The organism is Asanoa hainanensis, from assembly GCF_900188485.1.
In the GTDB taxonomy this organism is placed as follows: Bacteria; Actinomycetota; Actinomycetes; order Mycobacteriales; family Micromonosporaceae; genus Asanoa; species Asanoa hainanensis.
This window is the reverse complement of record NZ_FZPH01000001.1, coordinates 779,695-797,788: the sequence shown is the minus strand read 5'-3', so window position 1 is coordinate 797,788 and position 18,094 is coordinate 779,695. Positions and strand designations below refer to the sequence as shown.

The following is an 18,094-nucleotide window of genomic DNA, read 5'->3' as shown; positions in this document are numbered from 1 at the left end:
CGAGGGAGTACGAGCAATGGCCCAGAGTTTGGCCGGCAAGGTCGCGATCGTCACCGGCGGCGCCCGCGGCATCGGCGAAGGGATCGCGCGGCAGCTCGCGGCGGCGGGCGCGATGGTCGCGATCACCTACAACGCCTCCGCGGAGCGCGCGGAGCTCCTGGTCGGGGCGATCCACGAAGCGGGTGGCTCCGCCCTGGCCCTGAAGGTCGACGCCGCGGACCGTGGTGCGGTGCGGGCCGGCATCGCGGAGGTGGTGCGGCGCCTCGGCCGCCTCGACATCCTCGTCAACAACGCCGGTGTCACCCACGTCAGTCCCGTGGACACGATCACCGACGCCGACTACGACCATGCGCTGGCCGTCAACGTGGACGCGGTCTTCTTCGCCTGCCAGGAGGCCCTGCGGCACCTGGGCGCCGGCGGACGCATCATCACGATCGGCAGCGTCAACGCCGATCGGATCCACTTCGGCGGCGGCAGCGTCTACGCCCTGACCAACGCGGCCGTGGCCGGGCTGACCCGGGCGCTCGCCCGGGAGGTCAGCGCCCAGGGGATCACCGTCAACACGGTGCAGCCCGGCCCGACCGACACCGACATGAACCCGGCCGACGGGCCGTTCGCCGAGCTCACCCGACCGCACATCGCGGTGGGCCGCTACGGCACCACGGCGGAGATCGGCAGCCTCGTCGCCTACCTCGCCGGCCCGGAGGCCGCCTACGTCTCGGGTGCCACGATCAACATCGATGGTGGGTACGCCGCGTGATCGAGCCAACTTGACGTTTTCCTGATGCCGCGATCCACTACCGTGCCGGCAGGATGAGCCCCGGTATCGCGATCTCGGCGGTTGAACGGGTGGGCACGGAATCGGCGACCGCCGACATGGGCCACTTCGGGCGCAAGGCGATCGCCCGCGGCTGGCTGGGGCTGGTGCTGCCGGCGTGCGTGCTCAGCTACCTCGGCCAGGGAGAGCTGATCCTCTCGGACGAGAGCGCGATCAGCAGCCCGTTCTTCCTGCTGACCCCTGACTGGGCCCGGCTGCCGATGGTCGTCCTGGCGACCGCGGCGACGGTCATCGCGTCGCAGGCGGTGATCACCGGCGCCTTCTCGGTCGCGTCGCAGGCGGCGCAGCTCGGCTACCTGCCGCGGTTGCGGATCGCGCACACCTCGGCGTCGACGATCGGCCAGATCTACGTGCCGTTCATCAACTGGCTGCTGATGGTCTCGGTGCTGACGCTCGTCTTCGCGTTCCACAGCTCGGCCGCCCTCGCGTACGCGTTCGGCATGGCCGTCGTCGGCACCATCACGATCACCACGCTGCTCTTCTTCTACCTGGCGCGGGTCCGGTTCCGCACTCCGTTGTGGTTGGTGTTGACCGGCGCCGGTGTCCTGCTGGCCGTCGACCTGTTGTTCTTCGCCGCCAACCTCACCAAGCTGCTGCACGGCGCCTGGCTGCCGTTGCTGATCGGGCTGACCGCGTTCGCGGTGATGACGACCTGGTCGCGCGGGCGCGAGGTGGTCACCCGCGAGCGCGCCCGGGCGGAGGGTCCGCTGCGCGAGTTCGTCACGGACCTGCACGACAGGCGGGCCGCCTTCACCCGTGTGCCGGGCACGGCCGTGTTCCTCAACCGCGGCAAGGAGACGGCGCCGCTGGCGCTGCGGGCCAACGTCGAGCACAACCACGTCCTGCACGAGCAGGTGGTGATCCTGTCGCTCGAGACCGACACCGTGCCGTACGTGCCGGACAGCGAACGGATCGTCGTCGACGACCTCGGTTTCGCGCAGGACGGGGTCATCCACGTCGTGGCCCGGTACGGCTACATCGAGACCCCGAACGTGCCGGCGACGCTCGCCCTGCTCGAACCGGAGAGCACCGAGGGACGCGTGTCGCTCGACGGCGCCTCGTACTTCCTGTCGAAGATCGAGCTGACCCGCGGCGACGCGCCGACCATGGCACCCTGGCGCAAGCGGCTGTTCATCGCCACCTCGTACGTGACGGCGGACGCGGCTGAGTACTTCGGCCTGCCCCGCGACCGCACGGTCATCATGGGCTCGCGGATCGCCGTCTGACGGGGCCTGTCCGCGATAGCGTTTCTCGGAAGCCGCTGTCGTGTCGTGGGAGGCTCAGGTGCCGGTGCCACGCTCGTTCCGCAAGGTCGGTAGGACGGTCAACCCGTTCATCGCGCCTCTCGCGCGGCGCGTGCCGCCGCTGGCGGTCGTCCACCACGTCGGTCGCCGGTCCGGACGGTCGTACCAGACGCCGGTCATGGCGTTCCCGACCTCCGAGGGCTGGGTGGTCGCGCTCTTCTACGGCGACGACGTGCAGTGGCTGCGGAACGCGCGCGGGGTCGGGGGCGTCGTGCTGACCCGCTCGGGACGGCGACATGAGGTGACCGAGGTTCGTCTGCTCGACGCGGCGACCGGGACTCCGCTGCTCCCGTTGTGGGCGCGCGGGGTCGTGCGGCCGCTGCGGGTCCGCGCCTACGCGTTGCTCGTGGCCGCGGGTTGGAAGAGTCCCACCAGCACGCCGTAGCGCGGGTGGTCGGCGCCCGCGTCCTGGGTCTCGTGGGCGATCTCGTTGAGCGTGGCGGTGATCCGGGCCGCCTGGTCGGGGCTGAGCCGCAGGTAGCGGAGCACCAGCAGCGGCTCCTCGCGCGCGGCCGCGAGCTCGTCCGCGATGGCCCGGAAGGCGGTCGGCAGGTGCTCGGCATAGTGCTCGCTGGGCAGGTGGACCGCCTGCGCCACCCGCTCGTAGTACTGCTCGACGCCCCCGCGTACGCGCTGGGTTCCGGCCGGTCGGACCAGGTCCGCCTCCAGCAGCACCTTGAGGTGGTGGGCGATGTTTCCCTTGCGGGTCGCGAAGGCCGCCGCGAGCTGGCTGGTGGTGGCGGGCTTCTCGCCGAGGGCAAAGAGCAGCCGGTGCCGCATCGGGTGCGAGAGCGCCTTGAAGTGCCGGGTCTCGATCGGCTGCACGTCCATGCGGCTAGCGAACCAGGGTCTTGACAAAGCGTCAAGAACTCTTGACTCTTTCTGGGTATGGAGATCGTCTCGCGCATCGCGGAGCTGATGTCGGAGCACTACGTCTTCCCGGACGTGGCGGCCGAGGTGGTCGGCGTGCTGGCGGCCGGCAGTTATCCGCCCGATGACCTCGCCGCCGCTGTCACGCGTGACCTCCAGTCGGTCAACGGCGACAAGCACCTGCGGCTGATCCACCACGACGACCCGTTGCCGGCCGGGCACGGCGACGACGAGACCGACATCGCGACGATGGCCGCATGGGCCGACCGCACGGGCGGCGGCGTCGCCTCGGTCCAGCGCCTCGACGGCGGCATCGCCCACCTCGACCTGCACCCGGTGCTCTTCCCGACGGTCGTCTCCGGCGACACGATCGCGGCCGCGATGACGCTGGTCGCGAGCGCCGACGCCCTGGTCCTGGACCTGCGCCGCTGCCTCGGCGGCGAGCCGGGGATGGTCGCGTTCGTCTGCGGCTACCTGTTCGGCGCCGAGCCGGTCGAGCTGAGCGGCCTGTTCGAACGCACCACGGGGCGGGTGGCACAGTCGTGGACCCCGCCGTACGTGCCGGGTCGGCGTTTCGGCCCCGACAAGCCGGTGGCGGTGCTGATCAGCGACACCACGTTCTCGGGCGGCGAGCAACTCGCCTACGACCTGCAACAGACGGGCCGGGCCACCGTGGTCGGTCAACGCAGCCGCGGCGGCGCCCACCCCCGACGCGCCTTCCGAATCGACGACCACCTGGAGCTGACGGTGCCGGTGGCCCGCTCGGTCTCGCCGATAACGGGCGGCAACTGGGAGGGCACGGGAGTGGTCCCCGACGTGGAAACCGCACCCGACGAAACCCTGCCCGCGGCCCTGACCCTGCTCCGCGACCGCTGATCACCGGCCGGGGCGTGGTCGCAGCCAGGGGGAGAGTCGGGCGGCGGTGACCCAGGCGACCACGACGGCGACGATCACCACCGAGATGAGGTTGATCGCGTCGGCCTGCAGGAAGAGCAACGTCAGGAGCACGGCGGTGAGGGGCAGCCCGCCGAGCATGACCACGGTCATCGCGCCGATGCCCATGCCGACGGCGGCGGTCAACGGCAGCCCGGGCAGGTGCGACAGGGCGACACCGGCGGCGGCTCCGATGAACATGCCGGGGAAGGTCGGGCCGCCGCGAAAGCTGCTCAGGGACAAGCTGTAGGCCAGGCTCTTGCACGCGACGAGCAGCAGCAGGTCGCCGACCGACCAGGTGCCGGCCTGCCGGATGAGCGGAGCGAGGGCGTCCTGGCCGGAGAACAGCACCTGCTCCGGACCCTTGTCGCTGACCGCCGCGAACAGGGCCGCGAGGCCGCCGACGACCAGCCCCGCCAGGGGCGTGGCGAGCAGGACGCGCCGCGACACGTACGGCTGGAGCTGAAAGGCGAGGCGACGGATCGCGGTGCCGAGCATCCCGGCGGCCAGCCCGATCGCGACGGCCCAACCGAACTGACCCACCGTCGGCGCGCCCAACGTGGGGATGTTCGGCACCGCCAGCGAGAACGTGCCGAACCCGGTGACGTGGTCGAGCCCGACGAAGATGAGCGCGCCGATGCCCGCGGCCAGCAGCCCGGGAGCCAAAACGACGCTGGCCATGCCCGCGCCGACGCCCGCCGCCTCCAGCAGCAGGAACGCGCCCGCGAGTGGCGAGATGAGCAGGGTCGAGATGGCGGCGAAGCTGCCGGACGCACCGACCACCACCAGCGCCTTGTCCGGGGCGTCGCGCTTGAGCAGCCGCGCGATCACCACCGCCAGACCCGAGCCGATGAGCACCAGCGGCCCTTCGGGCCCGAGCACCGCCCCGAACGCGAGGGTGGCCAGCGAGGCGGCGGCGACGCCGGGCAGGTCGCGTGCGCTGACGGCCGGCCCCGCGACGAACCCGTCCGCTGGGTTGTGGCCGCCGGTGCCCGGCAGGTAGCGCAGGCTGAGCCCGACCAGCAGTCCGCCGACCGCCACCATGGGGATCGGCCACCACACGGGAGTGCCGGCGAACCCCAGGTCGTGCGGCAGGTCGGTCAGAAAGAAGCGCTGAGCCCTGCCGACCGCCTCGAGGTAGAAGTAAGCGACGATCGCCACAGGTGCGCCGATGACCGCACCCAGGACCAGCAGCGCGATGTAGCCGCGGCTCCGGAGCAGCTCCATGGGGCTGGGCGCACTCGACGACGCACTAGACACGACGGTCCGCGCGCTCACCCATCAGCGACTCCTTGTCAGGCCCCTACGCTGATCTTCCGTAGGATCCGCGACCCGCGGGCGGACATCGCGAAATTCACCGAACGAGGGCCTCGAACGGCTGACCCCTTCGGACCCCGAGCGCACTGCTCCCGGTGCCGCGACCAGGGTTTTTCGACGTGGGTCGAACGGACGTGCAACCTGCGGCCGGTGGTTGGACGCTGTGGTATGGCCGGCCAACGGCCACATCATGCGGCAACTACGGGGGAGAGAACATGCGGAAACTCATGGCGGCGGTGGCAGCGATCTGCGCCGGCTTCGCGCTGGCGATGGTTGGCGGATCACCCGCGTTGGCCCAATCGAGCGGTGACGTGTCGATCCTGTCGACTCGCTGCACGGAGCGGGCCGACCTCAACCCGGGGACCTACTTCGGAGTGTCGTGCTCCACCGACTTGTGGACGCCATGGCAGGCCTTCAAATACCGAGCGCGGATCCAATGCTCGGACGGCGCCCAGTACTCAGGGCCGTGGCGGCACTCCATCACCTTCTCGAGTGAGTCTCGCGCCGTCTGTCCGTTCGGGACCAGGACCAGCGGCTGGATAGAGACCGCGTAACCAACGTCCGGATTTCGCCAGGGCGACCCAGCGGTCGGGCTCAGGCCGGTTCCTTTCGGCGGCGTAGGCGGCGCACCGCGAAGAGGGAACCGGCCGCGGCGACCAGGATCAGACCGATCACCGTGGCCAGTTGCACGGCGGCGCTGCGGCCTCGACCGGCGTCGGGCCCGGGCGGTGCTCCGACGAGCGTCCAGTCGTGCGTCTCGTCCGCGCCGTCGTACACCGCCTTCTGGCCGTTCGGTCCCGTGGCGAGCGTGCGGTACGCGGGGTTGAGGTCCGTCAGCATCCGGACCGCGACCGTCGCCGTGGTCACGGGGCCAGGGCACGTGTAGTCGGCGGTCGCGCCCTTGAGGCCGAGGGAGAGGATCGGCTGTGTGCTCCCCGTGCACGGCCGACCGGAACTGGTGATGGTGATCCGGTCCAGCAGGTAGCGGGAGAACGTTTCCGACTTGGCGAGCACTCCCGGGTCGGTGTAGCGGTAGTCCACGGCTCCGTCGACCATGATGCGGTCCGCGGGGAGCAGGCCGAGCGAGACGCCGAGCACCGTGAGGTCGTCGGGTCCGCCGACCCGCCACGTCACCTGGACGACGTCGGCGCGGTCCGCGGCCAGGCCGATGGCCACCGTCTGGGGGTCGCCGAACGGGTGCGCCGACGCCGGCTTCGGGACCAGGACGGCGGCGGCCGAGAGGGCGGTCACCGCCAGCAGCGCACGGGCACGGGTGGAGAGCACGGCACAGTGTCGCCGCCAAAGGTGATCTTCAAGGGTCGCCCGCGTGAACATCGCAGGGGCATCGGGTTCGGGATCTTGCGATTAGCCTGTGCCGATGTCGACAGCGAAACGGATTCTGGCGCTGCTCGTGCCGGTCGCGGTGGCGCTCGCCGGCGCGCTGGCCGGATCGCCCGTGGTCACCGGCACCGGTGTCATCCTCGTGTACGGCGTCCTCGCGTTCCAGGACCCGGCGGTGCCGCGACCGACCCGGCTGCTGCTGCGCGCGGGCCTGCTCTTCCTCGCCGTCGCGCAGGTCGGCACCGTCTGGGTTCCGGCGACCGTCGGCGACGAGCAGCAGGTGTTGAACTGGGTGGCCGACCCTGCCAACCACCGCGTCTACTGGTACTGGCAGCTCCTCGCGGCCTCCGCCATGCTCCTCGCCTGTGTCTGTCTCGCGGCCGCGATCGCCCGGATTCCACGGGAACCGCTGGACCGGGTGGGTCTGATCACCCCTCTGGCCGCCGGCCTCATTCTGCTGGCGAGCATCTTCCTCGACCTGCTCACCGTCGGCCGCTCGATCGAGACCGCCTTCGTCCCGCTGGTGGCGCTCGCCGCTTGCGCGCTCGTGGCCATCCGGATCCTGTCCAGGCACGGGATCGCGGCCGCTGTCGGGCTCGGCGCCGGCACGCTCGCCGTGGTGACCTACTCGAAGCTGTCGTACGCCTGGTACACCCGGCCGTCGTTCGGCGAGCCCGTCGGGTCCGATGTGCGAATTCCCGAGGCGGCCCGACAGGCCCTCGACATCGACCTGGCCGTTGCCGTCGCCGTGCTGCTCACCGGCGCCATCGTCACGGTGCTGACCTGCGCGCGGCTGAACACACCGGAATCGGCACCCGCGTAGGGGACTGTTCGAGGGATTGACGGAGAGCGCTCTATCGGCCATCGTTTCAGGCACGGCGTGGTCGGCGCACGCTTCATGACCGTCCCCATGAGAAAGGTCCGATCATGTTGCGCAGAGCGCTGCTCTGCGTCGCCCTCGTGGCAGCGGCACTCGTCGGAATACCGGCGACGCCCGCTCTCGCGGCCGACTTCACCGTGCTGGTCTTCAGCAAAACGGCGGGGTTCCGGCATGACTCGATCCCGGTGGGCATCACCGCGATCCAGCAGCTGGGCGCGCAGAACAACTTCACTGTCGAGGCCACCGAAGACGCAACCGCCTTCACGACCGCCAACCTGGCCCGCTTCCAGGCCGTCATCTTCCTGTCCACCACCGGCGACGTGCTCAACGCCGCACAGCAGACCGCGTTCGAGGGCTACGTCCGCGCCGGCGGCGGCTACGCGGGCGTGCACGCCGCGGCCGACACCGAGTACGACTGGTCCTGGTACGGCAGCCTCGTCGGCGCCTACTTCCTCCAGCACCCGGCCATCCAGCAGGCGACCGTACGCGTCGAGGACAGCAGCCACCCGTCGACGGCCGGCCTGCCGGCCAACTGGGTGCGCACCGACGAGTGGTACAGCTACCGCACCAACCCCCGGGCCAACGTGCGCGTACTGGCCAACCTGGACGAAGCCACGTACTCCGGCGGTGGCATGGGTGACCACCCGATCGCCTGGTGCCGCGCCTACGACGGCGGCCGTTCCTGGTACACGGGCATGGGTCACACCCAGGAGAGCTACGCGGACACCAACTTCCGCAACCACCTGCTGGGCGGCATCCGGTACGCCGCGCAGGGCACCGGAAACTGCTCGGTGGGCTCCGGCCCGACCGACCCACCCGGCGCCTTCGCCCAGGTGACGCTGGCCAAGGGTGTCGCGGAGACCGGCGAGCCGATGGGCCTGACCGTGCTGCCCGACCGCGGCGTGTTGCACACCTCGCGCGACGGCGTCGTCCGCTACACCGACGCCGCCGGCAACACCAAGGTGGCGCTGACCCTACCGGTCTACTCGCACGACGAGGAGGGCCTGCAGTCCATCAAGGCCGACCCGGCCTTCGCGACGAACCGCTGGGTCTACCTCTACTACGCGCCGCCACTGTCCACACCGGCCGGTGACTCGCCGACCACCGGCACGCCCGCGCAGTTCGCGCCGTTCGACGGCGTCAACCGGTTGTCCCGCTTCACCGTGCGGGCGGACAACACGATCGACCCGGCGTCCGCGGTCACGGTCATCGACGTCCCCGCCAGCCGTGGCCAGTGCTGCCACGTCGGTGGCGACATCGACTTCGACGCCGCCGGCAACCTCTACCTGTCGACCGGCGACGACACCAACCCGTTCGACTCCGCCGGCTACGCCCCGCTGGACGAGCGGACCGACCGCAACCCGGCCTTCGACGCGCAGCGCTCCTCCGGCAACACCAACGACCTGCGGGGCAAGGTGCTCCGCATCAAGCCGTCGGCGGCCGGCGGCTACACGATCCCGTCCGGCAACATGTTCGCGCCGGGCACGGCCAACACCAAGCCCGAGGTGTACGCCATGGGCTTCCGGAACCCGTTCCGGATGAGCGTCGACAAGGCGACCGGCATCGTCTACCTCGGCGACTACGGCCCGGACGCGGGCACCGCGGACCCGAACCGCGGGCCGGCCGGCACGGTCTCGTACGAGCGGATCACCCAGCCCGGCAATTACGGCTGGCCGTACTGCTCCAACTACAACACCCCGTACCACGAGTACACGTTCCCCAGTGGACCGTCGCTCGGCCAGTACAACTGCGCCGGTGGCCCGACCAACAACTCGCGCAACAACACCGGTCTGACCACGCTGCCGGCGTCCCGGGCGGCGTGGCTGCCCTACGGCGGCGGCCAGGACCCGCCGGGCATCTGCTGCGGCAGCCTCTCGCCCATGGGCGGCGCGGTCTACCGCTACAACGCCGGGCTCAACTCGAGCGTGAAGTTCCCGCCCTCGTACGACGGGAAGTTCTTCGCCACCGAGTTCGGCCGCCGGTTCATCAAGACGATCAACATCAACGCCAACGGCACGCCGGGTACGATCACGAACTTCCCGTGGACCGGCACGCAGGTGATGGACTACGAGTTCGGCCCGGACGGCGCGCTCTACGTCCTCGACTACGGCACCGGCTGGTTCGGCGGCGACGCCAACTCGGCCGTCTACCGCATCGAGTACCAGGTGACCGGCGGCAACCGGCCACCGGTCGCGGTCGCGTCGGGCAGCCCGACCGGCGGCACGGCACCGCTGACCGTGCAGTTCTCGTCGGCCGGCTCCACGGACCCCGACGGCAACCCGCTGACGTACGCCTGGGACTTCCAGACGAACGGCTCGGTGGACTCGACGGCGGCGAACCCGTCCTTCACCTACACCGCCAACGGCCAGTACACGGCGACGCTGACGGTGCGCGACCCGTCCGGCGCCTCGGCGACGGCCAGCGTGGTGATCGGGGTCGGCGGCCCGACGATCAGCGTGTCGTTGCCGCAACCCGGCCGGCTGTTCAACTTCGGTGACCAGGTGCCGTTCACGGTCAACGTCACCGACCCGGCCAACCCGACGATCGACTGTTCCCGGGTCAACGTGACCTACGTGCTCGGGCACGACTCGCACGGCCACCCGATCACCAACGTGGCCGGGTGCTCGGGCAACATCCAGACGACGGTGGACGGCGAGCACGACGTCTCGGCGAACATCTTCGGCATCATCAACGCCGCCTACACCCCGCCGGGCTCGACCACCGCGATCAACGCGACGCCGGTGGTCCTGCAGCCGCGCGCTCGGCAGGCCGAGCACTACGGCAACCAGCAGGGCGTCAGCATCGTCACCTCCACGGCGGCGCAGGGTGGCAGCGCGGTCGGCAACATCGGCAACGGTGACTGGATCTCGTTCACGCCCTACTACCTGTCCGGACTGGCCACCGGGTTCACCGCCCGGGTGTCGGCACCGGCGGGTGGCGGCGGCACGATCACGATCCGGTCGGGCTCGGCCACCGGCACGGTGGTCGGCACGGCAACCGTTGCCGCGACCGGGTCGTTCGACACGTTCGCGGACGTGACCGGCACGATCACCGCCCCGACCACCTCCGGACCGCTGTTCCTGGTGTTCACCGGCGGCACGGGCGCGGCGCTGTTCAACGTCGACTCGTTCGCGTTCACGAGCGGTGGCACGCCGCCGACGGGCACGAACCTCGCGCTCAACAAGCCGGCGACGGCGTCGAGCGTCGAGGCCGCCGAGTTCCCGGCCTCGCTGGCCGTCGACGCGTCCGCCACCACCCGGTGGTCGAGCGCGTTCGCCGACCCGCAGTGGATCCAGGTCGACCTGGGCCAGACGTACGCGATCGACCGGGTGCGGTTGCTCTGGGAGGCGGCGTACGGCTCGGGCTACCGGATCGAGACCTCGACCAACGGCACCACCTGGACCGTCGCGCGGACGGTCACCGGTGGCAACGGCGGCGAGGACGACAACACCGGTCTGGGCGCCAGCGGCCGCTACGTCCGGATCTACGGTACGGCCCGCGGCACGGCGTGGGGCTACTCGCTGTTCTCGTTCGAGGTCTACGGCGGTGGCGGCCAGCCGCCGACGGCGACCAACGTGGCGCTCAACAAGCCGGCGACGGCGTCGAGCGTCGAGAACGCGGCGTTCCCGGCCTCCCTGGCGGTGGACGCGTCCACCACCACGCGCTGGTCGAGCGCGTTCGCCGACCCGCAGTGGATCCAGGTCGACCTCGGTCAGACCTACTCGATCAGCCGCGTCCGGTTGCTCTGGGAGGCCGCGTACGGCTCGGCGTACCGGATAGAGACCTCGACCAACGGCACCACCTGGACCGTCGCGCGGACGGTGACGGGCGGTAACGGCGGCGAGGACGACAACACCGGGTTGTCGGCCAGCGGGCGATACCTCCGGATCTACGGCACCGCCCGCGGTACGGCGTACGGCTACTCCCTCTTCAACCTGGAGGTGTTCGGAAGCTGACCTTTCGGTGGGGGGTGCGGTGACGCGCCCCCCACCACGGTCGGAGTTAGGCTGTGCGCGTGATCGAAGGGGCCACTGACAGCGACGAGCGCCTGCGGGGCCTCGAAGCCGTCACCGACGCCGCCCTTTCCCACCTGGGGGTCGACGAGCTCCTGTCCGAGCTGCTCGACCGGGTCTTCGAGCTGCTCCAGGTCGACACCGCGGTGATCCTGCTGCTCGACCCGCACGCCCGGCAGCTCGTCGCCACCGCCGCCAAGGGCCTCGACCAGGAGTTCCGACCGGGCGTACGCGTGCCGGTCGGCCGGGGTTTTGTCGGGCGGATCGCCCGCGACCGGCGGCCGTTGATCATCGACGACATCGCCGAGGAGACCGACACCAGCAATCTCGTCCGCGGCGGGGGAGTCCGGTCGCTGCTCGGCGTGCCGATCTTCGGCGGCGGCGAACTGGCCGGGGTCCTGCACGTCGGCAGCGTGCGCCCGCGCGCCTTCTCGGTCAACGACGTCCGCCTGCTGGAGATGGTCGCCGACCGGGCCAGCGTCGCCACCCACACCCGGGCCGGCACCGTCGACCGCGACACCGCCCTCGCCCTGCAGCGCAGCCTGCTGCCGACCGCCCTGGCCGCGGTGCCCGGCGTCGAGATGGCGGCGCGCTACCTGCCCGGCCACGACTCGGGCGTCGGAGGCGACTGGTACGACGTGTTCAGCCTCCCGTCCGGCTGGCTCGGCGTGGTGGTCGGCGACGTGTCCGGCCACGGCCTCGCGGCGGCCGTCGTGATGGGGCGGCTGCGCAGCGCTCTGCGGGCGTACGCGCTGATCTGCTCCGATCCCGCCGACGCCCTGACGCACCTCGACGCGAAGGTCCACCACTTCGAGACCGGCAACCTCGCCACCGTGCTCTACGCGATGATCCCGCCCACGCGCGACAGCATCCACATCTCGCTGGCCGGCCACCCACCGCCGGTGCTGGTCGACGCGGACGACCACGTCGCGTTCCTGGAGGCGCACACCGACGTCCCGCTCGGCATGGGCCACCCGGCCACCGACCGGCGCACCACGGTCGTCGACTTCCCGCCGGGCGCGCTGCTGGTCTGCTACACCGACGGCCTGGTCGAGCGCCGCCGCGAGTCGATCGACGTCGGCCTCGACCGGCTGCGCGCGACCGTCTGGGCGGGCCAGCCGGACGAGGTCTGCACGGCGCTGATGCTGGTCGTGGGCGAGGAACGCCCGACCGACGACACGGCGCTCCTGGCGATCCGTCGCTCCGGCCCACCGCCCCGGCGGGTCCTGCTCGACGAGGCGTTCGACCGGGCCGGCGTGGCGTCGCTGCGCCGCCGGGTCGCCGACGAGGCCGCGCGGCACGGCATGGCGGACGAGGCCGCCGACGACTTCGTGGCCGCCGTCAACGAGGTGATGACCAACGCGATCCGGCACGGCGGCGGTGCGGGCACGCTGCGCCTGCTGCTCGCCGACGACGCCGGCCTGGTCAGCGAGGTCCGCGACCGCGGCGCCGGCTTCCCGGCCGCCGCGTTCCTGGCCCGCGTAGAGCGGCCGGTGCCGTCGTCGACCGGCGGCATGGGCCTCTGGATCGCCCAGCAGACCAGCCGCCTGCACATCGAGAGCGGCCCGACGGGCACCCTGGTGCGGATCACCGCGGCCGGCTGAATGGTCGCGGCACTCGAGCTCTACCTGGACACGGACGCGACCCGGCGGCTGCGCGCGCTGTGGAAGGCCCTGGAGGCCGAGGGCATCCCGACGCTGGCGTCACTACAGGACTCCAAGCACCGCCCGCACGTGTCGTTGGCGGCGGCGTCGCGGCTGTCCCCGTCGGCCGTCGCCGCGGCGTTGGGCTCCGTGCCGCTGCCGGGCTGAGCCCGAGGTCAGCCGGCTGAGTGCCGGAGCCGGTCGAGCACCTCGGCGACCTCCTGGGTCTCCTCGTGTTCCGGCCCGAAGACGAGACAGAGGTCCTCGTGCAGCGGGCGCAGCTCGTCGGCGGCCTCCGCGGTGTTGCCCTCGGAGAGCAGCAGCATGGCGATGTTGCGACGCAGGTCGAGCGCGGTGGCGGAAACGTCGCCGGACGCGGCGCGTACGTGGGTCAGCACCTGCCGGAACTGGCGTAGCGCCGCGGTGGCCTGGCCGAGCTCGGCCCGGCAGTGTGCGGCCTGCCGGAGGCATTCGAGCGTGTTCTCGCCGGTCGGTCCCTCGGTCCGCGTGTACGCGGCGGTCAGCGCGTCGAACTCGGGTAGCGCGCGGCGGAAGTCGCCGCCGATGACGAGGATCGCGGCCCGGCGCGAACGCAGCCTGAGCACGCGTGGACTCTCGGCACCGAGCGCCGCGCTCGCGGACCCGATCACCTGCTCGAGCACCTCGGCCGCCTGGGCGAAGCGTTCGTCGTCGAGCAGGTCGGACGACTGCGCCACGGCCGCGTTGATCGCGTCACGCAGCTCGGTCCGCGGCACCAACGTCGGGTCGACGCTCTCAGTTCGCTGCGCGGGTACGACCGGCGCCGGCTCGGGTCGGCGCCTCGGCGAGTTCGGCCGCCGGTACACCAGTGTCGGGTCCGGCATTCTCCCGGACGGCGTCTCGGCGGCCGTCGGCGTCGACCCGGGCAGCGGGAGAAACGGCAGGAGCCGGTCGTAGACGTCGTACGCGTCCGCCGGGCGGTCCTCGGGCGCCTTGGCCAGCAGGTCGAGGACCAGCTCCTCGATCGGCGCCGGCACGTCCGCCCGCAGCGTCCGCAGCGGTGGTGGCGGTTCGAGGACGTGCTTGCGCCACAGCTCGAAGCCGCTGGCGGCCACGAAGACCCGCCGGCCGGCGAGCAGCTCGTGGAGGACGCAACCCAGCGCGTACAGGTCGCTCTGCGGTGTGATCTGTCCACCCTGGATCTGCTCGGGCGGCATGTAGTGCTGGGAGCCGATCGGGCTGCCGGTCGCCGTGAGCCGGGTGACGTCGGTGCGCAGGATCGCGGCGATGCCGAAGTCGAGCAGCTTGACCGTGCCGTCCGGGGTGATCAGGACGTTGTCGGGCTTGAGGTCGCGGTGCACGACGGGCACGGCGTGGGCGTGCGAGAGCACGGTGCAGATCTGCGCGGCGATGGCGGCGGCCCAGGTCACCGGCAATGGGTCGGCCGGGTCGATGAACGAGCGCAGCGCGCTGCCGCGGACGAACTCCATGACCAGATAGAGCCGCTCGTACGAGCGGTCGAGCACCGCGTCGTACACCTGGGGAACGCCGTGGTGCTGGATGCGCGCGGTGACCCGGGCCTCGCGGCGGAACCGCTTGGCCAGCTCGTCGGCCAGCTCCACGCTGTGCACGGCGTCGGGGCGGATGAGCTTGATGGCGACCTCGCGGTCGAGGACGCTGTCGTAGCCGCGCCAGACCTGCCCCATGCCGCCGGCGCCGATCTCCTCGACCCGCTCGTACCGACCGGCGATCGGCTCTGCCCGCACCACGTTCTCCGTCCCGCCGCGACTGCCTCGGCCGACGATCAGTGTTGACTGTCGCACCGATCTCTATCACGCCGCCTCGTCGTCTACGACCCCTTCCTGGCGGCGGATGAGCCGCCACGCGGCGCTACGGGCGCTGCGGTTGAGCGAGCTGCGGAAGTCGGGCTCCGGGCCGAAGTACCGTTTGCCGAGGTCGGCGGTCGTCTCGAAATGGTCCATCATCTTGTCTTCGAAGACCGGGATGAAGACGCGGCCGAAGTTCTCCTCGTCGTTGGCGACGGCGGCCTGGCGGACCTTCGGCTCGGCCAGCGCGTCGTTGAACGGCTGGACGACGTCCTCTTCGGTGAAGCTGGTCCCGAATCGCTCGTTGAAGCGGTCGATGAGCTGGGAGAGCAGCCCCTTCTCAGGTTCCTTCGCCCCGCCGGAGCCGTCGCCGAACCCCTTCATCTCGGCCGGGCCCTCGGGGTCGAGGCTCACGTTGTGCTCGCCGGTCTTCTCCACCCGCAGGTGGCTGAGGTCGACCTCGCCGATGTCGACGCCGCCGTCGTCGCGCCGGGGTAGTCGATTGAGCAGGTGGCGGCCGTAGAGGTAGAGCCGTTCCAGCTCGGGGTCCGCGTACGGGACGATCTGGGCGAGGAAGCCGTACTTGCGGACGTAGTCGTTGAGGTTCGCGCGGAACGCCTCCGCGGTCTCCAGGTCCGCCTCGTCCTCGCTGTCGAGCAGCACCTCGAAGCGCTCGACGGCGGGCTCGAGGTGGCGGTAGAGCTCGGCGTGGAGCTTCGCCCACTTGTTCGCGTTGCCGGCGGCCGTTTCCTCAGCCGCGAGGTAGGCCTCCACGAACGACTGCATCTCCGCGTCGACCAGCAGGTCCGCGGCCATCACCCGGCTCTGCGCCTGGTAGAGCAGGTTCGGGTCGGAGGGGAGGGTCTCGGCCTCTTCGAAGTACGGCCGGAACGCCTCCTTGATGTCCTCGGCGTCGTTGACGAAGTCCAGCACCGCGAGGTCGCCCTGGCTCTTGCGGTCGGCGGTGCGGTTGAGCCGCGACAGGGTCTGCACGGCCGAGACACCCGCGAGCTTCTTGTTGACGTACATGGTGGTCAGCAGCGGCTGGTCGAAGCCCGTCTGGTACTTCTCCGCGACCACGAGGATCCGGTACTCGCGCTGCCCCGCCGACGTGCCCGCGCGGGCGGTCTTGTCGTCGGCCCGCGTGTAGGCGAACGCCTTGGCCAGACCCGACTCCGGCAGGCCGCCGTTCTCCTTCGACTCGGTGACCTCCTCGCCCTCGTAGGTCAGGCTGCCGGAGAACGCGACCAGCACACCCGGGTCCGGGTAGTCGCGATCCCCGAGGTACCGCTTGATCGCCCGGGACATCTGCACCGCGCTCTGCCGCGAGGCGGTGACGACCATCGCCTTGGCCCGGCCGCCGAGCCGACCCGCGGTGTGCGCCCGGAAGTGCTCGACGACGATCTGCGCGTGCTGGGCGACCGTCGAGTCGTGGGTCAGCGCGTACCGGGCCAGCTCCTTGTTGGCCTTCGACGAGTCGACCTCCCGCTCGTCCGGGTTCTCGTTGACCAACTTCCAGTAGGTGTCGTAGGTGACGTAGTTGCGCAGCGGATCGAGGATGAAGCCCTCCTCGATCGCCTGGCGCATCGAGTACGTGTGGAACGGGTGGTACTTGCCGTCGTCCCCGAGAGTGCCGAACAGTTCGAGCGTCTTGTGCTTCGGCGTGGCGGTGAAGGCGAAGTAGGACAGGCTCTGGCTGCGCTGCCGCTTCCGGACGCTGGCCGCCAGCTTCTCGTCGGCGGTCTGCGGGCCGTCGGCGCTGGCGGCGCCCTTCTCGTCGTCGTCGGCATCGAGGCCGAGGTCGCGCAGCACCCGCCGCACGTCGGTAGCCGCCTCGCCGGCCTGCGACGAGTGCGCCTCGTCGACGACGATGGCGAACCGACTGCCGCGAATCTCGGTCGGGTTGCGCTTGAGGTAGTCAACGAGGGCCGGAAACGTGGCCAACGTGACGGTCACGATCTTGCCAGTCTCCTGCGAGAGCGCCTTGGCCAGCTGTTCCGACTTGGCGCCGTGCTTCTCGTCAATCTTGATCACGAGGCCGGCGGTCTGCTCGAAGGAGCCGATGGTGTCGCGGAGCTGCGAGTCGAGGTTCCGCCGGTCGGTGATGATGAGGATTTTGTCGAAGACCGGGGTGCCGGGGTCGCTCTCGCTGTGCAGCGACGATAGTCGGTGGGCGAGCCAGGCGATGGCGTTGGACTTGCCGGAGCCGGCCGACGCCATCATCAGGTAGTTGTGCCCGGCGCCATGGCGGGCCGCGTGCGCGGTCAGCTTCTTCACCGCGTGCCACTGGTGGTAGCGGGGGAAGATCAGCGACTTCTTGGTGCGCTTGTCGGGCCCCTTCTCCTGGTGGAGGTGGACGAAGCGCTCCAGGAGATCGAGCCAGTTGTCGGGCTGCCAGATCTCGTCCCAGAGGTACGAGGTCGCGTACTTGCCGAACTCGGTCGCCGCCGGGTTCCCCTTGCCACCGGGCTTGCCGGGCCCGTTGCTGCCGGTGTTGAAGGGCAGGAACCGGGTCTGCGGGCCGCGCAGCTGGGTGGTGACGAAGACCAGGTCGGGGTCGACGGCGAAGTTCGCGATGACCCGGCGGGTGAAGATGAGCTCGGTAGGGTCGCGGTCGTTCCGATACTGCTCCTTGGCGTGCTCAACCCCAGACCCGGTGAGGGGGTTCTTGAGCTCAGCGGTCGCAACCGGGATCCCGTTGAGCATCAACGTCAGATCAAGCCGGTGACCGCGGTCGGCCTGCTTGGTCGCATACGCCAGCTCCCGAACGACGGTAAGCCGGTTCCTGCGATAGTCGGCCAGAATGGCGTCCGACTCCACAAAGGATGGCTTAAAGTAAGCGACCCGAATCCGCACACTGTGGTCTTTGACCCCGTTGCGGAGCACGTCGAGCAGCCCTTTGGTCGCGATGTCTTGATCGAGTCGCTTGACAAACCCCCGTTGCGCAGCGTCCGGGTCCCCGCCGTAGTAGGTAAGCAGCTCCTCCCACTGCTCGGCCTGCGTAGCGCCGATAAACGTGAATAGCTCACCGGTGTCGAGGCCAAGCTCGGCGCGATAAGCGGCGGGGTTGCCTTCGATCCAACCGCTGGCAAGAAGGGCTGTGGCGATCGCGTCGCCGAAGGCCGACTCGTGGTGTATGGCGCCCATCTC

13 protein-coding genes are annotated in these 18,094 nt (G+C 70.6%); 8 read left to right on the top strand and 5 right to left on the bottom strand.

All coding sequences use genetic code 11. The annotated features are described in order from the left end of the window. Positions 1-16: 16 nt before the first annotated feature. From CHC05_RS03685 to CHC05_RS03675, 3 genes are read left to right on the top strand one after another with little or no spacing between them, the layout of a single operon-like run. Positions 17-760, top strand: coding sequence for an SDR family oxidoreductase (locus CHC05_RS03685; protein WP_089244581.1), 744 nt, complete (start codon positions 17-19; stop codon positions 758-760). A 53-nt stretch (positions 761-813) separates the two neighbouring features. Continuing rightward, on the top strand, positions 814-2,064 hold the full coding sequence (locus tag CHC05_RS03680) for a KUP/HAK/KT family potassium transporter (RefSeq protein WP_089244579.1): 1,251 nt from the start codon (positions 814-816) through the stop codon (positions 2,062-2,064). Positions 2,065-2,122: 58 nt separating this feature from the next. After that, positions 2,123-2,527: a PNPOx family protein gene (locus CHC05_RS03675; protein ID WP_089244577.1), complete on the top strand. Its 405-nt coding sequence runs from the start codon at positions 2,123-2,125 to the stop codon at positions 2,525-2,527. On the opposite strand, the gene CHC05_RS03670 is transcribed toward CHC05_RS03675, so the two are convergent. Next, entirely contained in the window at positions 2,476-2,973 is a 498-nt protein-coding gene (locus CHC05_RS03670; RefSeq protein WP_089244575.1) for an ArsR/SmtB family transcription factor, read from the bottom strand. The genes CHC05_RS03675 and CHC05_RS03670 overlap by 52 nt on opposite strands. Positions 2,974-3,030: 57 nt before the next feature. On the opposite strand from CHC05_RS03670, the gene CHC05_RS03665 reads away from it, so the two are divergent. Continuing rightward, positions 3,031-3,888: a S41 family peptidase gene (locus CHC05_RS03665; RefSeq protein ID WP_144022467.1), complete on the top strand. Its 858-nt coding sequence runs from the start codon at positions 3,031-3,033 to the stop codon at positions 3,886-3,888. Here the strand turns inward: CHC05_RS03665 and CHC05_RS03660 are convergent, their stop codons facing one another. Together CHC05_RS03660 and CHC05_RS03650 are read right to left on the bottom strand one after the other, a co-directional pair. Beyond that, complete coding sequence (locus CHC05_RS03660; protein ID WP_089244573.1) at positions 3,889-5,172, bottom strand: chloride channel protein; 1,284 nt, start codon at positions 5,170-5,172, stop codon at positions 3,889-3,891. 684 nt (positions 5,173-5,856) lie between these two features. Beyond that, entirely contained in the window at positions 5,857-6,546 is a 690-nt protein-coding gene (locus CHC05_RS03650) for a hypothetical protein (protein ID WP_089244569.1), read from the bottom strand. Between the two features lie 94 nt (positions 6,547-6,640). Between CHC05_RS03650 and CHC05_RS03645 the strand changes: the two genes are divergently transcribed. The 4 genes from CHC05_RS03645 to CHC05_RS03630 all read left to right on the top strand — a co-directional run bounded on the left by CHC05_RS03645 (position 6,641) and on the right by CHC05_RS03630 (position 13,307). Beyond that, complete coding sequence (locus tag CHC05_RS03645) at positions 6,641-7,426, top strand: hypothetical protein (protein ID WP_144022466.1); 786 nt, start codon at positions 6,641-6,643, stop codon at positions 7,424-7,426. A 104-nt stretch (positions 7,427-7,530) separates the two neighbouring features. Next, positions 7,531-11,439 (top strand): ThuA domain-containing protein, encoded by a 3,909-nt coding sequence (locus tag CHC05_RS03640; protein WP_089244565.1) that lies wholly within the window; start codon positions 7,531-7,533, stop codon positions 11,437-11,439. Between the two features lie 59 nt (positions 11,440-11,498). Then, on the top strand, positions 11,499-13,100 hold the full coding sequence (locus tag CHC05_RS03635; RefSeq protein WP_144022465.1) for a SpoIIE family protein phosphatase: 1,602 nt from the start codon (positions 11,499-11,501) through the stop codon (positions 13,098-13,100). Beyond that, positions 13,101-13,307, top strand: coding sequence for a hypothetical protein (locus tag CHC05_RS03630; protein ID WP_342745605.1), 207 nt, complete (start codon positions 13,101-13,103; stop codon positions 13,305-13,307). An 8-nt stretch (positions 13,308-13,315) separates the two neighbouring features. Here the strand turns inward: CHC05_RS03630 and CHC05_RS03625 are convergent, their stop codons facing one another. After that, a complete protein-coding gene (locus CHC05_RS03625) occupies positions 13,316-14,884 on the bottom strand; it encodes a serine/threonine-protein kinase (RefSeq protein WP_089244753.1) in 1,569 nt (522 codons plus the stop codon). Positions 14,885-14,950: 66 nt separating this feature from the next. Beyond that, positions 14,951-18,091 (bottom strand): type I restriction endonuclease subunit R, encoded by a 3,141-nt coding sequence (locus tag CHC05_RS03620; RefSeq protein ID WP_089244561.1) that lies wholly within the window; start codon positions 18,089-18,091, stop codon positions 14,951-14,953. Between the last annotated feature and the right edge of the window lie 3 nt (positions 18,092-18,094).